Raw genomic sequence first — 14,769 nt, 5'->3', positions numbered from 1 at the left:
GGCTTTTTTTTATTTTGTTGCCGCCCGTTTATCTTTAGTCATGCAATTACCCCCGTTGGATTTTCCACTTAATGGAAAAAAACTCTATTTCGCTTCAGATTTTCATCTTGGAGCGCCAAACGATGCGGAAAGTAAAGTACGTGAAAAACGCATTATCCAATGGCTTGATTCGGTCGCAGATGATGCTGCTGCCGTACTTTTAGTCGGTGATATTTTTGATTTTTGGTTTGAATATGGACAAGTGATTCCTAAAGGATTCATCCCTTTCATTTCCAAGATACACCAACTCAGAGAACGTGGTATTCCGATTATATTTTTTACTGGAAACCATGATCTATGGATGAAAGACTACTTCACCATCGAGTTAGGAATTCCAGTTTACACGCATCCCATTGAACTGAAAGTAGAAGGAAAATCAATTTTAGTGGGCCATGGTGACGGGCTGGGACCTGGTGATTATTCATATAAAAGGCTCAAAAAGGTTTTCACTAACCCGGTGTCAAAATGGCTTTTCAGATGGCTGCATCCTGATCTGGGAATAAAAATCGCCAAAGCTTGGTCAGGACATAGCCGTATTTCCAATACTGAAAAAGATGAAAACCGCTTTCTAGGAGATGGGGAATGGCTTTGGGCATATTGCAAGGAAATTGAGGCTAAAAAGCATCATGATTACTATATTTTCGGACATAGGCATTTACCACTGGAACTTGAAGTAGGATCGAATTCCACCTATTTCAATCTTGGTGAATGGGTGACCCAAAATACATTTTTGACTTTTGACGGTCAATATGCCAAGCTTAGCACTTTTGAAGGATGAAGCGAATACTTCTTCTAGTCCTATCCCTAGTGCCACTTTTCGCTTCCGCACAAAGTCTGGAAAAACTTGGGGTCCCAATTGCGGAGATCTCAATTCAAAACCTAGATCTAATTTCATTTGACACCAAAGACCAAGTGTTTGTCAGTACAATTTCTGGGGATATTTATCTGTTCAGCGCTGATGGTAAACAACTAAATTTATTTTCTCCCGCAAGACAAGGACGGCTGAGTCAATTGGAAGCTGCCTGGACCGTAAATATTTTTAGTTTTTCTGCTGATCTTCAGGAATACAGGATCTTAGATCGATTTCTCAATCCATTAGCAGAAAAAGGATTTTCTCTTGCTGAGATCAACTTAGCAAAAGCTGCGACACTTGGAAATAACAATATTGTTTGGGTTTGGGATGAGTCAGATCTAACTCTAAAATCTCTAGACTATCTGAGGAATCTCATTATTCAGTCTCAACCACTTAATTTGATTTTAGGATCGGAGGACTTAAACGTCTCAGAAATAAGAGAATTTAAGAATCGGCTTTTTATGAATGTTCCAGAAACAGGGGTTTTTATTTTTGACAACCAAGGAAACTTGATGCGTAAAGTCGATCTAAAAGGGATTAAAAAATTATGCTATTACAACGACCATCTACTTTGGATCGATGGTCAAAATTTGATGGCTATGTCTCTATCAAGTAATGAGATCCAAACTATAGCTCAGCTAGCCGATTCAGCAACATCTTATCTTCAAATCGGTCAAGAGAGATTGGCGCTAGTCTCCAAGGACAAAGTTAGCCTTTATGCTCCCCCCAAGTGGATAAAAGAATTGAGATAATCTAGATTTTTTAAAACTCTTGATTAACTGCTTCTGGATAAGCTGGAATACTGAACACTCTCTGTAAAACCTTCGTGTTCTCAGCTTTTAAAGCATAAAAAAGACCATTTCTTCTCTGAAACGGTCTTTTCAAATCCAAGTTAATTGAAATTTATTAGTTGACTTTCACCAACTCAATATCGAAGATCAAATCCTTACCAGCCAACTGGTGGTTAGCGTCCAAAGTGATTTTTTCAGCATCTACACCAACAACCGTAACTGGCATCGGCTGGCCATTTCCTCCTTGAAGAGTCAATGACATTCCGACCTCCGGCTTAATATCAGCTGGAACTTGTGCGATAGGCACATCGATCATCATATCGTCTCTGCGCTCGCCGTAGGCCTCAGCCGCCGGGATAGTCACAGTCACTTTGTCGCCTAGGTTCATTCCATCAACTGCAGTGTCAAAACCTTTAATCATATTTCCATCGCCTAAGGTAAATCCTAACGGCTCGCGGTTTGCTGATGTGTCAAAAACGCTTCCATCTTCTAATTTACCGGTATAATGCACTTGAACTGCATCTCCTTTTTTAGCTTGCATAGTCTTTTGTTTTAGTAAAGTACAAAGGTACAAAAATCTCTTAGGGATGAAAACCCAATACTTAATGTCCGATTTCAATATAAAACCGTACACTTTTGAACACTTTTACCTGCAAAACCTAGCTATTGGGCTTATATTCGGGTTGGCATCATTTTCCCCTAGGTAAGACCAAACAATTAACCATGGAAACTCAAGATTTAGGCAAGATTCTTATCATCGATGATAACGAAGACTTATTATTTGCCGCAAAAATGCTTTTGAAAAAGCATGCAAAAGAAGTCATGATAGAAAAGGATCCTCGTAGAATTCCTTTTTTGGTCAACAATAATAACTACGATGTGATCCTTCTGGACATGAATTTCCGGGAGGACACCACTTCCGGGAAGGAAGGTTTTCACTGGCTAAAGCAAATCAAAGAGATCGATCCAAAGGCTGTAGTTATCCTGATCACAGCTTTCGGAGATGTAGAAATGGCTGTGCAGGCTTTGAAAGAAGGGGCTACAGATTTTATTCTTAAGCCTTGGCAAAATGAGAAATTGATAGCTACACTTTCTGCTGCTATCAGATTAAAAGAAAGCTACAATGAAGTCGATAAGCTGCAGAAGAAGCAAAAGCAGATGCAGTCGGACATGAAGAAGCCTTACACCGATATCATCGGTCAATCTGCTTCCATGAAGAACATTTTCTCAATCATCGATAAAGTAGCTCAGACAGATGCAAACGTGTTGATTTTAGGGGAAAATGGTACTGGGAAAGAGTTAATAGCCCGTGCTATTCACGATAGATCACTTCGAAAAGATGAGATTTTTGTGGGAGTAGATATGGGGTCTATCACCGAATCCTTATTCGAATCAGAACTTTTTGGGCATAAAAAAGGTGCGTTTACCGATGCCAAAGACGATCGGGCAGGGAGATTTGAGATTGCGGATAAAGGCTCTCTCTTTCTGGACGAAATCGGAAATCTTTCCCTGCCTCTTCAATCAAAATTGCTCACAGTTTTGCAACGCAGAGAGGTAACCAGAATAGGCACAAATAAAGCTATCCCTGTTGATATCCGCCTGATTTGTGCTACGAATATGCCTATTCACGACAGCATTTCAGACAATTCCTTCCGCCAGGATTTACTTTACAGAATCAATACGGTGGAGATTTTCCTTCCTCCACTTCGTGAGCGTCAGGACGACATTCCGATTTTGGCCAACCACTTCCTGAAAAGCTACAGTCAGAAATACCGCAAGAACTTCACTGGATTTACCTCCGCCGGGATGGATCTTTTGCAGCATTACGCTTGGCCAGGCAATATCCGTGAACTTCAGCACGCCATCGAGCGCGCTATCATTATGGCTGAAGGCGATGTGTTGGATTCCAGGGATTTCTTTTTCCTTTCTGCCAAGCCAACTTCAGATAAAGCCCCAACTTCTGTGACCCTGAATCTGGATGATATGGAAAAAACCACCATTCAGCGAGCTATCGATAAAAATGGAGGAAACATCTCAAAAGCAGCTAAGGAGCTTGGTCTGACCAGGGCATCCTTGTATAGAAGGCTGGAAAAATATGGACTATAAAGTTGGCTTACTTGGGAGGATCGCGTTTTTAGCCGCTTCCCTATTTCTTTTAGCATACGCTATCATCGATAGTTGGGGAGTCTTTATGATTTCCCTTTTTCTGGTTCTGGTCGTATTTCAAATCATTTATTTGCTTCGCTATTCCGAAGGCTCATTCAAAAAAGTGCGCGTTTTCCTAGATAACATCAAACAGGACAAATACTCCCAACTCTACCCTGTCAAATTTGATGGAACTGAGACCGACGATCTGCACATAGAATTCAATGCGATTTTAGCCAAACTAAAAGAAGATCAAGCTGAGAAAGAAGCTAACTATCAGTATTTCAGATCAGTGTTCAAGCACCTGAGTATAGGCTTGATCACTTTTGGTGAAAATGGCGGAATTCAGATCGTGAACACCGCTGCAAAGCGAATTCTCGATGTGGGAGAATTGAAAAACATCGGAGAAATTGAGGGGATTAATAAGGAGCTCCATTTAGCTATCAACAACCTCAGAACAGGCGGTTCTGAATTGATCAAAATTGCTCACCCTGACGGGATCATGCAGATTTCGGTGTATGTGATCGAATTGCTGATGCGTGGCGAAAAGTTTAAGCTCGTTTCCCTACAGAATATACAATCCGAACTGGAAGAGAAAGAGATGGAAGCTTGGCAAAATCTAGTCAAAATCCTGACTCACGAAATCATGAATTCGATTGCACCAATTTCCTCTTTGGCAGGAACAATCCAGGGTGAGATGGAAAGCAAAATAGATAATGTGGAGCAAATAACTCCTTCAGAAATGGAAGATTATCTGATGGGAATCAGCACCATTGAAAAGCGTAGTCAAGGACTAATCAGCTTCGTTTCTGACTTTAGAAGTTTAGCACATATTCCTGCTCCTAAATTCAGCAGTATTGCTATCGCAAAACTATTCCATCAATTGGAGATATTACTTCAAAACCAACTTGAAGCCAATCAAATTGAACTGATCAAAGAAATCAATCCAAAAGAACTGATTCTTTTCGGAGATCAAACTCAGATTGAGCAGGTGCTGATTAACCTTACCCAAAATGCAATTCAGGCAGTAGAAGACTCAGAAGTAAAGCGAATCATTCTCCGGGCGTTTATTGATGAAGCAGGAAAAATAATTTTGGAAGTAGCAGACACCGGAAAGGGAATCGAGGAAGAAGCACTTTCGAAGATTTTTATTCCATTCTTCACCACTAAATCCAAAGGTTCGGGAATAGGTTTGAGTCTGTCAAAGCAAATCATGCGTCGTCACAAAGGCAACATTCAGGTAAGGTCTGCGCAAGGTGAGGGAACTACTTTTAAGTTGATTTTTAACGGGTAAGACTAGAAGTCAAAAAAATAAAATCATAAAGCTGAGAGAATTGGGAAGCTATTAATTGGGAATAAATCCTATTTATAGCATGTTTCATTTTATATGAATAAATAAGTAAATTCAATCAATCTAAACTTGATATTATGATCATTGAAAGAACAGATGATGAGGTAATAATTAGGCTCCCATCCAATGTGAATACAGAAGGGCTTCAAAGCTTAATTGATTTCTTGATCTATAAGGAAGCGACAGCAAATTCAACTGCAAAACAGAACAATGTTGATGCATTAGCGAAAGAAGTTAAAAGTGGTTGGTGGGCAAAAAACAAGGATCGTCTCACTAGATGAAAGTGGTTATTGATACCAATATTATTTTTAGCGTTCTATTAAATTCGGAAGGCACAATTGGTGATCTACTATTCAATTCGGACGAAAAATTTGAATTCTATAGCTGTGCCTATATGCGTAGCGAAATTCGGATTCATTGGGAAAAGCTCAAAAAAATCTCAGCACTGTCCGAAGAGCAACTTCAAGTCTCTTACGATTTGGTTCTTTCCAAACTGAAATTTATAAATGAAGAAATTATTCCTAGTGACACATGGCTTGTTTCCGAAAAACTCACCAAACCTATTGATCCAGACGACATCGCTTTTGTTGCTTTAACATTATTTTTAGAAGCAACTTTATGGACGGGTGATAAAATTCTTTACAGTGGATTAAAAAATAATGGTTCCCAAAACGTTGTAAATACTAAGGACCTTCTTGCAATTAGGCAGGAAAAGTAGGTTTTCAAACTTATGAAGACTACTCATCCAATTTCTAAGACCCAGTTGTACCAGCGGAATCTATTTTTACTTGGATTCATTCTGCTCAAATTTGTGCTGCAATACCTGCTGATAGACTCAGGTTACGATTTGCATCGGGATGAATACCTCCACCTCGATCAGGCACATCATCTGGCTTGGGGATATATCTCTGTTCCACCTGTCACCTCTTGGTTTTCCTATCTCATTTACCTGCTTGGCTACACTGAGTTTTGGGTCAAGTTCTTCCCTGCCCTATTTGGCGCATTGACCATATTCTTGGTATGGAAAGCTATCGAGAGGCTGGGTGGAAATCTATATGCGCAATCCTTAGCGGCGATTTGTCTGATTTTTTCAGCATTGGCTAGGCTGAATATCCTTTTTCAACCCAATTCCTTTGATATCCTGGCATGGACTTTTGTGTTTTTTTCCTTGCTCTGTTATATCCAAACTGGCAAAAACAAATGGTTGTATTGGTTGGGGGTCGGAATAGGATTTGGCTTTCTGAATAAATACAACATTGCATTTCAAGTACTAGGGCTAATCCCTGCGTTGCTATTAACTAAGGAGCGGAAGATTTTCAAAAACCCACATTTCTACGCCGCCTTTGGAGTAGCATTTTTGATAGCCTTACCAAATTTGATCTGGCAATTGCAAAACGACTACCCAGTATTCTGGCACATGCGTATGCTCAGCCAATATCAATTGGTAAATGTGAATCGCTTGGACTTTTTGAGTGAGCAATTTTTCTTCTTTTTCGGATCGAGTTTCGTACTGGTCCTCGCTTTTTTTTCCTATTTCACCTACCCTCCATTCCGCAAGTACCAGCTATTCTTTTGGGCAATGGTTTTCACCTTGGCGATCTTCACCTATTTCCGTGCTAAAGATTACTATGCCATCGGTCTCTATCCTATTCACTATGTTTTTGGTGCTATTTATCTTTCCCATTTGCTGCGCAAAAACTGGGGGGAGTACCTGAAGCCAGTTGTGATGGTCATTCCAATTGGCCTATTTATACTATCAGCTCCGATGACCTACCCTATCGGAGATCCAGCATATCTCAAAGAAGTACAATCTCGACATCCTGATCTAATGGTAAACCGATGGGAAGATGGAAAAACCCATGACTTACCGCAGGATTTTGCAGATATGTTAGGCTGGAAAGAACTGGCAGAGAAGGTTGACATGGCTTATTCCAAAGCACCTTCGGATGAATACACGGTTATCATATGCGACAATTACGGACAGGCCGGAGCGATAAACTTTTACACCAAAACCAAAGGACTTCAAGCAATCACAATGAATGCTGATTACGTCAATTGGATAGATCTAGGCAGGGAAATCAAAAACGTGATTTTGGTAAGAGAGGTGGAAGATGGCGTTAGTGAGCGGGAAATTTCCCTTTTCGAAAAGTCAGAAGAAATAGGCAAAATTACCGATCCAAACGCGAGGGAATTTGGCACCTCCATTCACTTACTACTTGAAGCAAAAACAGATATCAATGCGATTTTAATCAATGAGATAAAAGAAAAAAGAGCTGAGTTAAAAGTAGTTAACTGAAGTATCATACTTGACCCAAGTATCGTCATCTGGATGAAACAAAACTCAAGACTATGCTAAATATCCTACTCATTACCTTCACACTGATTTCTCAATTTAGCTTTGGCCACCAGGTACTGAACTCAAATGATCAGTATTATTCACGTGCAGTTGATTACAAAAAGGTGCCTGATGAAAAGATTGAAAGAGATACTAAGCAACTATCAATCGAGCCAATAGAATTTGTTCAAGACAGTTCATTTACCTTCGACAAGCTAATTTTCCATACTTCAGCTTGCTTCGGCTCTTGTCCAGTAATTAACTTGGAAATCTTATCCGACAAATCGATTAGATTCACCGGTAATTATTTCAAGGATGAAAATTTCAATGAAACAGACTCTGCCAGATATGGAAATTTCTCCGGTCAGTTGTCAGATCAGCTTTATAATGAGCTCATCGATTTGATCATTACATCAAAAATCACAGAAATGGAGAACAAACAGAATCAGGTTCTTTGCTGTGATGCTGCCGTCAAAACCTTAATTCTCTATCATAATGATACAAGAAAATATTACAAAGCAATGTTTGAACCCAGCGTTCTTCGGAACTTGATTTCCTTTTTATATTCCATCAATCAAAATCTGGATTTAACTCAGGTTGAGGATAATTTTTACTTTGAAAAATAAGAAAAACAATGTGCAAAAAATGAAAGCAGCAATCCGAAGATCTTATGGAAGTCCTAAAACTATATCAGTTGAGGAAGTCACTAAACCAGTACCTAAGGATTCTGAACTGTTAATCCGGGTACACGCCACCACAGTAAACAGGACAGATTGCGCTAATCTTACTGCGAAACCATTTATCATGCGCTTCCTTCTAGGCTTTTTTAAACCGCGAAAAATAATCCTTGGGACTGATTTCGCCGGAGAAGTTGTTGGAGTTGGAAAGGATGTTACCTCATTTCATGTCAATGAGCAAGTTTTTGGTTTTACAGATATGGGCTTAGAATCACAGGCAGAGTACATGGTCATCACTCCCAAGGACAATATTTTAACCATACCTACAGGTATCGATTATCAACAAGCCGCGGCTAGTCTTGAAGGTGCTCATTACGCATACACATTTACAAATAAAACTTCCATTCAGCCTGGAAATCGCATACTGATCAATGGTGCTACAGGCGCTATCGGATCAGCTTTATTACAATTTTGCTCCACTTACAACGTGCACATAACAGCTACCTGTGACACCAAAAACATAGCGCTAATCCAATCCCTTGGAGCTGATAAAATCATTGATTACACCAGGGAAGATTTCACTCAGGATGAAGAGAAATATGACTTCATCTTTGATGCAGTCGGTAAAAGTACTTTTGGAAAGTGTAAACCTTTACTGAAAAAAGGTGGGACCTACATCTCCTCTGAATTAGGACCTTATTCGCAAAATGTGTTTTTCTCCATCTTTCATTTCACAACGGGGGATAAGAAAGTTGTATTTCCAATTCCTTATAGTTTGAGTCAAACCCTACCGTATATTAAATCTTTGTTGGAAAAAGGGAAATTCAATCCAGTAATTGATCGTGAATACTCTTTGGAAGATATTTCCGAAGCTTATGCATATGTTATTTCAGGACGAAAAACAGGAAATGTGGTAATCAACCTATAAGAGATAAAACCGAAAACAGACACTTTTAAAACTTTCCTTTTGTTCCTTTGCATAGAGAAGAACATCCACCCACAAAGTTCTTTGTTGATTTTAGCAAAGTCTTAGCGAAAAACCCCTTTCATGAATAGTTACAAAAAAATAGAAGCTGAAATTCTATCAGCTTCTAATATCCTTATTACCGCTCACAAATCTGCCGATGGAGACTCTGTTGGCTCTTCAATAGGACTGCTACATTTTATAGAAAAGCTTGGGAAAAAGGCAACTATCTGTCATCCGGATAAAGCTCCTAAATTTTTGGATTTCCTTGATCTAAGTTGCATAACCAGCATGGATCAAGAGCCAGAAAAAGTAACCGCAACTTTTGAAGAAGCCGACCTGATCTTTTGCCTGGACTATAACGCTACGGATCGAGTAGGTAAAGATATGCAGCCTTTGTTGGAAGCAGCCACATGCACCAAAATTATGATTGACCATCACCTGGATCCTCAGGATTTTGCCAACATCACGGTATCAGAAACTTCAGCTTCCTCCACTGCGGAATTGATAGTAGAATTAATTGAGCAATCTGAAAATGGAGCGTTATTGGATGAGAAAATCGGAACTCCCCTATACCTGGGAATTCTAACTGACACCGGTAGTTTCCGCTTCAATTCGGTCAAACCAAGAACGCATGAGGTTTTAGCCAAACTGCTTGCCGCAGGTGTCAAGCATCACTTGATTCATGAATTATTGAATGATACGAATACAGCAAGTCGTCTTCGTCTGCAAGGTTTTGCCATGAGTCAGAAAATGGAAATTTTGGATGAGAACGCTGTTGCAATTATTCCCCTTACTAAAGAAGAGTTGGAAAAGTATGATTACAAAAAAGGTGATACGGATAGTCTGGCCAATCTAGCTTTATCCATTAAAGGAATGAAAGCTGCTATTGTGCTTTCGGAGCGGGATGGAATCATCAAAATATCCTTTCGATCCAAAGGAAAAGAAAATCCTGTAAATGGGTTGGCTGCTGAGCATTTTGACGGGGGCGGACATGCTAATGCTTCAGGTGGAATGAGTGAGCTATCTATGCGGGAGACTTTGGATAAATTGAAATCCTTGTTGGCCGAATATTTTCCGGCTAATTAAATCAAGTGATTTTCTTTGCCTAGCTTCTGGAGAATGATAAATTAATAGTTAGTAAAATCAAACGTTGCGCCGCCGCGTCGCTGCGAGAAATATGACAAAAAAAACTCCGTGCGAAATCAATCCCACGGAGTTTAAATTTTTATACTAATCCTTATCGATTAGTCTTTCAAAGTCACTGTTCTGGTTACTTCATTAAAGCCACCCGGGATTAAGTTTCCGTCAGCATCAAGCAACTCCAGTTTCACAGTCACTTCACCTTTAGGAAGTCCTTTGATTACATATGGAGCCCATTCAGTAATCATAAATTCCTGATCATTAATAGTAGCTCTTACTTTATTTCCATCTTCGGAAAGTGTAGTATTTAGCAAGAAGAAGTCAAGTAACAGGTTCTCTGTATCTGCTCCACTATATTCGCCTTTTGGACGGCTATAAATCATTGTTGGCTTTTCGAAGTCAACGTTCATATCGTCACTTGCTTCACCTACTACCATTTTCTTGGCAATAAATGAATTAGAATTCTTCACTGACTCATGGTAGGATCTACTTAAAAATGCCACCAAGTAGTGCGTTCCTTCTGGCATCTCACGCTTAAATTCAGGTTCGTAATGTGCAGAATACGGCTCATTGTCCAGAATAAAGTGGATGTGCTGACCTTTATCAGAATTTGCTAGGTTTGAAGCCACTCCATTACGCTCTGTTACTTCACCTAACGTGTAATCCTTCACGTCAAAAGCAAAATCAACCTCCCCTGCTTTTGCGATGGTAGTGTTAGTTGGATTCTTCAAAGTCAGAGATGAAGATGCATATGCAGGAGAATCTGTAAATTTCTCAATTGAAATTTCTGCAGGAGTTGTCATCTCCATTCCTTCCACAACTACTTCTTCGTTTTCAGTTTTTTTCGGTTGGCAGCTTACCGCAATAATTAAAGCCGCAGCAGCTGTACCTAATATCTTTGCATTCATAATTTTCAATTTTGGTTTTAATAATGTTCACTTTAAAATTCGCAAATGCTATTCCATCAGTACTTAGAACAACATTCGAATCCAAAGTTATTCATCTATAGCTAAAATTCATTCTCCACGGAGCCAAGAATCTGGAGACAATCAATAATAAATGACGAATAGACTAAATATGAGGCGATTTACAAAAATTCAAAATGAATTAGCTTCAGAAATGAGAAGCGCACAGATTTGGTATTAAACCTACTGCACACATTCATTTTTTTAGAGCACAGAATTTAAATGAGCACATTTTCCCTGAAGTGGGGAAAAGATCACCCTAAGCTTTGAAGGTAAATTACCCCTGCCTTTCCTTTATCTCTTCTATCAATTCAGCCAATCGATTCTGCAAAACTGCTGGTCGCTTTACCACAACCATATCTCCCAGTGTAATTATCCAACGAACAAATCCTTCAATAGATGAATTCATAAAAGTCATTTCGGTCAACTCACCTACTTTTTTCTCAGAAACGAACCCATTATTGTATTTTGAATTCACCAGATATTTCATCGAACCATCAGGAACTTCCAATACAATTTGATGTAGCTTTCTCTCACCTGAAATTTTATCCAAATAGGACTGCAAGGACGGATGCTTTGTGGTAGAATAAGAAATTTCTGTAAGCCGAAGATGACTGAACCTATCCAATCTAAAAGTTCTGTAATCGTTTCTCAAGCGACAAAATGCCATGAGGTACCACTGGTCATAGGATTGAAACATTCCGATTGACTCCAACTCACGCTCGCTTCTCAGCTCCGGATCAAAAGTCATATAAGCTGTAGACAGTACTTTTTTCTCAGAAATAGCCTCAAGAATAGTCTGGAAAGCCTTGCTGGACTTATTCATCATTTGGGAAGGGTTCGATTTCAACACCTTAATTGTATCCTGAACTTCCACCAACAGATCTTTTTCTGAGGTCTTCAAAACTGCCTTGATTTTTATCAATGCTTCTTTGAAATGCTTACTACTTTCTTCACCCAGTGATTTTTCCACCAGCTTCTCCGCTACCAGCATAGAAAGCGCCTCCTCTCTACTGAACATAATCGGCGGCAATCTATAGCCTTCCACAAGCGAATACCCCTGTCCAGCCTCGCCAATAATCGGAACTCCTGACTCTTCCAGCGATCTCACATCTCTATAAATCGTACGCAAACTCACCTCAAAACGAGCTGCCAGTTCGGATGCGCGTATCGTTCGCTTGGATTGCAAATGAGTTAATATAGCGGTAAGGCGATCTATTCGGTTCATGAAAAATTTATTGGGAAAAGTGAAAGTAAGCAAACTTGAAAAAAAATCAGAAAAACTTTCATATCCCAAAATCCTACTGACATAGGGCTGACACTATGCAGCTGTTTATTTGAGTATTCTTAAACAAAACACAAACATCATGGAAACTACAACTTCATCAACAACCGCTCAAATTATAGACAAAGATCAATTGCTGACGCATTGGCTGGGACATCGCAAAGTTACCCGCAGAACCTTAGAAGCTTTTCCAGAAAAAGATCTTTTTGAATTCAGCATCGGTGGCATGAGGACTTTTGCACAGCTGACGAAAGAACTGCTGGCTATGGACGGACCAACAGCCAAAGGATTAGCTACAGATGAATGGGAAGCATTTGACGAGGAAAAAACTGAATTGACTACAAAAGCTGCACTTCTTTCTGCTTATGACGATGCAACTTCCACCATTGAAAAATACTGGAAGGCTATAACTATGGAAAAATTCCAAGAAAAAGTAGTCGCCTTTGGTCAATACGAAGGCACTGGCTACAGCACTTTGTTTTACATCATCGACAATGAAACCCACCATCGGGCTCAAGGCTTTGTGTATCTCCGCGCACTAGGCATTACTCCTCCAAATTTCTGGGAACAATACTAATCTATTATTTACTGCGGCCAGTGGTGACACAGGCTGCAGTAACCCTCTCACCATAGTGAATATATAGCCACAGAACATAAAAAAAACTCTTAGAAAATTTCACCCTTCTGTAGCGAATAAAACTTATCATGCGTCTTGGTAGCGTATTAAAACTAAACCAACAAATACGTATGATGAGTGTAAAATCATTTGCAATGAAGCATGTTAAATCTTTGGCAACCGTAGCACTTTTGGCTGGTACTATGGGTTTGACCAGTTGCTTAGATGATGATGATCAACTTGATTATCCAGATGCTGGCTACATCTCCATCTATAATGGAGCAGCGAGTAACTCTGGCGTAATCGTGTATGCAGACCAAAACCGAGTTAACAATTTACCATTGAAGTATGCAGAAGCATTACCATACAGCAACTTCTTCCCCGGTGACAGACTGTTCAAGTTTTCGGAGCCAAATTCCCTGACCTCTTTGTTAGAAAAAGAATTTGAAATCAAAATCGATTCCGTTTACTCTATGTTTGTTTTGGAAGATGCAGGTGAACTGGATGCAGTATTGGTAGATGACGACTGGTCAGAACCAACAGCTGAGGAAGCTCAAATCAGAATGATTAACCTCTCACCTGACGCAGGTTCGGTGTCACTTAGGATTGATGAAGTTGAAGATCCGATTTTCAGTGATCTGGCATTCAAGTCTAATTCTGAATTTGCAGGACTAGCCACTGCGATTTATGACCTAACTGTAATTTCTTCTGATGGGGAAACACTTGCAACTGCTACTAATGTGGAGCTCGATGGCAATAGAGTCTATTCCCTCGTACTTAGAGGCTACAAGCAGACTACTGAGAATGCCAAAAAACTTGATTTGCAATTATTGACCAACTATATAGATTACTAAGTAATCAAACTACTAATGTGAAAAATCCCGATCTGCTTAGATCGGGATTTTTTTGTTTTAGACAGTTTAACCTTTTGAAAAAATAGGGTAGAAAAGACTTTTGCCTGACTATATAAGTGTGACCTACACTTACTGCTTTTGATTTTTTTATGGCAAAATATGCTAAGTTCAGGAAACTCCTAGTCCCTTGAAACCATACTAGATTTCCTGTAGCACCGAAAGTATATTTCCAGCTGGATCTTTAAACCAGGCAATTAAAGGTCCGCCACTTTCTCTGCAGATTCCCTTTTCATCAGTTTTTATCTCACCTGAATATCGTTCAAAACTTATTCCTTTAGATGATAAATCATCAACTATTTCATTAATATTATCTACCGGAAAATTGAGTACCGTATAAGTCGCGGGCGTATGATTTGGCTTGGGATAAATGATGACTTCCCCTCCACCTGCGAGATGAATGGCGAGCAGACCCATAGCCATTTCTTCGACATCCAAACCTAAAACATCCCGATAGAAAGAGTTGGCCTGAGAGAGGTCGCCAACTGAAAAACCGCTGAAAGCTTTTGAATTTTTGAGCATAGTTAAAGGAATTTATATGTTAGCATATCTTTTTAGAACTATAAATTCGGGAGTTTATTATAGTGATCCAAACTATTATCGAAATCAAAACAAGCAACCTGAAACGAAGTCACCTATACTTTGAATTTAAAACCTTCTTTTAAATAATCTGGTAACCTATTATTACTTTTAA

Annotated in this window: 16 protein-coding genes; 12 read left to right on the top strand and 4 right to left on the bottom strand. The window is 39.4% G+C overall.

The annotated features are described in order from the left end of the window. The first annotated feature begins 40 nt into the window (after positions 1-40). Together BM386_RS20990 and BM386_RS20985 are read left to right on the top strand one after the other, a co-directional pair. Positions 41-817 (top strand): UDP-2,3-diacylglucosamine diphosphatase, encoded by a 777-nt coding sequence (locus BM386_RS20990; RefSeq protein WP_091697796.1) that lies wholly within the window; start codon positions 41-43, stop codon positions 815-817. Beyond that, complete coding sequence (locus BM386_RS20985; RefSeq protein WP_091697794.1) at positions 814-1,644, top strand: hypothetical protein; 831 nt, start codon at positions 814-816, stop codon at positions 1,642-1,644. Before BM386_RS20990 ends, BM386_RS20985 begins: the two co-directional genes overlap by 4 nt. 154 nt (positions 1,645-1,798) lie before the next feature. Here the strand turns inward: BM386_RS20985 and BM386_RS20980 are convergent, their stop codons facing one another. Then, positions 1,799-2,224: an FKBP-type peptidyl-prolyl cis-trans isomerase gene (locus tag BM386_RS20980; protein WP_091697793.1), complete on the bottom strand. Its 426-nt coding sequence runs from the start codon at positions 2,222-2,224 to the stop codon at positions 1,799-1,801. A 182-nt stretch (positions 2,225-2,406) separates the two neighbouring features. On the opposite strand from BM386_RS20980, the gene BM386_RS20975 reads away from it, so the two are divergent. The 8 genes from BM386_RS20975 to BM386_RS20940 all read left to right on the top strand — a co-directional run bounded on the left by BM386_RS20975 (position 2,407) and on the right by BM386_RS20940 (position 10,244). Continuing rightward, positions 2,407-3,789 (top strand): sigma-54-dependent transcriptional regulator, encoded by a 1,383-nt coding sequence (locus tag BM386_RS20975; RefSeq protein WP_091697791.1) that lies wholly within the window; start codon positions 2,407-2,409, stop codon positions 3,787-3,789. After that, positions 3,779-5,122, top strand: coding sequence for a sensor histidine kinase (locus BM386_RS20970; protein ID WP_091697790.1), 1,344 nt, complete (start codon positions 3,779-3,781; stop codon positions 5,120-5,122). Before BM386_RS20975 ends, BM386_RS20970 begins: the two co-directional genes overlap by 11 nt. Positions 5,123-5,256: 134 nt before the next feature. Continuing rightward, the gene (locus BM386_RS20965) at positions 5,257-5,460 is read left to right on the top strand and encodes a hypothetical protein (RefSeq protein ID WP_091697788.1); all 204 of its coding nucleotides are present in this window, start codon (positions 5,257-5,259) and stop codon (positions 5,458-5,460) included. Continuing rightward, a complete protein-coding gene (locus BM386_RS20960) occupies positions 5,457-5,897 on the top strand; it encodes a putative toxin-antitoxin system toxin component, PIN family (RefSeq protein WP_091697787.1) in 441 nt (146 codons plus the stop codon). The genes BM386_RS20965 and BM386_RS20960 overlap by 4 nt, the downstream gene beginning before the upstream one ends. Positions 5,898-5,909: 12 nt before the next feature. Next, positions 5,910-7,475, top strand: a complete 1,566-nt coding sequence (locus BM386_RS20955) for an ArnT family glycosyltransferase (RefSeq protein ID WP_091697785.1) — start codon at positions 5,910-5,912, stop codon at positions 7,473-7,475. A gap of 53 nt (positions 7,476-7,528) precedes the next feature. Beyond that, the gene (locus BM386_RS20950) at positions 7,529-8,140 is read left to right on the top strand and encodes a DUF6438 domain-containing protein (RefSeq protein ID WP_091697783.1); all 612 of its coding nucleotides are present in this window, start codon (positions 7,529-7,531) and stop codon (positions 8,138-8,140) included. A 19-nt stretch (positions 8,141-8,159) separates the two neighbouring features. Beyond that, positions 8,160-9,119, top strand: a complete 960-nt coding sequence (locus BM386_RS20945) for an NAD(P)-dependent alcohol dehydrogenase (protein ID WP_091697961.1) — start codon at positions 8,160-8,162, stop codon at positions 9,117-9,119. Positions 9,120-9,239: 120 nt separating this feature from the next. Then, complete coding sequence (locus BM386_RS20940; RefSeq protein WP_091697781.1) at positions 9,240-10,244, top strand: DHH family phosphoesterase; 1,005 nt, start codon at positions 9,240-9,242, stop codon at positions 10,242-10,244. Between the two features lie 158 nt (positions 10,245-10,402). On the opposite strand, the gene BM386_RS20935 is transcribed toward BM386_RS20940, so the two are convergent. Then, positions 10,403-11,206 (bottom strand): hypothetical protein, encoded by an 804-nt coding sequence (locus BM386_RS20935; protein WP_091697780.1) that lies wholly within the window; start codon positions 11,204-11,206, stop codon positions 10,403-10,405. A gap of 334 nt (positions 11,207-11,540) precedes the next feature. Then, on the bottom strand, positions 11,541-12,491 hold the full coding sequence (locus BM386_RS20930) for a helix-turn-helix transcriptional regulator (protein ID WP_091697778.1): 951 nt from the start codon (positions 12,489-12,491) through the stop codon (positions 11,541-11,543). A 139-nt stretch (positions 12,492-12,630) separates the two neighbouring features. On the opposite strand from BM386_RS20930, the gene BM386_RS20925 reads away from it, so the two are divergent. Both BM386_RS20925 and BM386_RS20920 read left to right on the top strand, forming a co-directional pair. Further along, entirely contained in the window at positions 12,631-13,125 is a 495-nt protein-coding gene (locus BM386_RS20925; protein ID WP_091697777.1) for a DinB family protein, read from the top strand. Positions 13,126-13,319: 194 nt separating this feature from the next. Continuing rightward, positions 13,320-14,018 carry a DUF4397 domain-containing protein gene (locus BM386_RS20920; protein ID WP_170857145.1) on the top strand — a complete coding sequence of 233 codons (699 nt, stop codon included), beginning with the start codon at positions 13,320-13,322 and terminating at the stop codon, positions 14,016-14,018. 198 nt (positions 14,019-14,216) lie between these two features. Here BM386_RS20920 and BM386_RS20915 read toward each other — a convergent pair whose 3' ends face one another. Next, positions 14,217-14,597 (bottom strand): VOC family protein, encoded by a 381-nt coding sequence (locus tag BM386_RS20915; protein ID WP_091697774.1) that lies wholly within the window; start codon positions 14,595-14,597, stop codon positions 14,217-14,219. Positions 14,598-14,769: the final 172 nt, after the last annotated feature.

This window comes from Algoriphagus locisalis (assembly GCF_900116615.1).
Lineage (GTDB): Bacteria > Bacteroidota > Bacteroidia > Cytophagales > Cyclobacteriaceae > Algoriphagus > Algoriphagus locisalis.
This window is presented reverse-complemented; position numbering and strand designations above follow the sequence as displayed.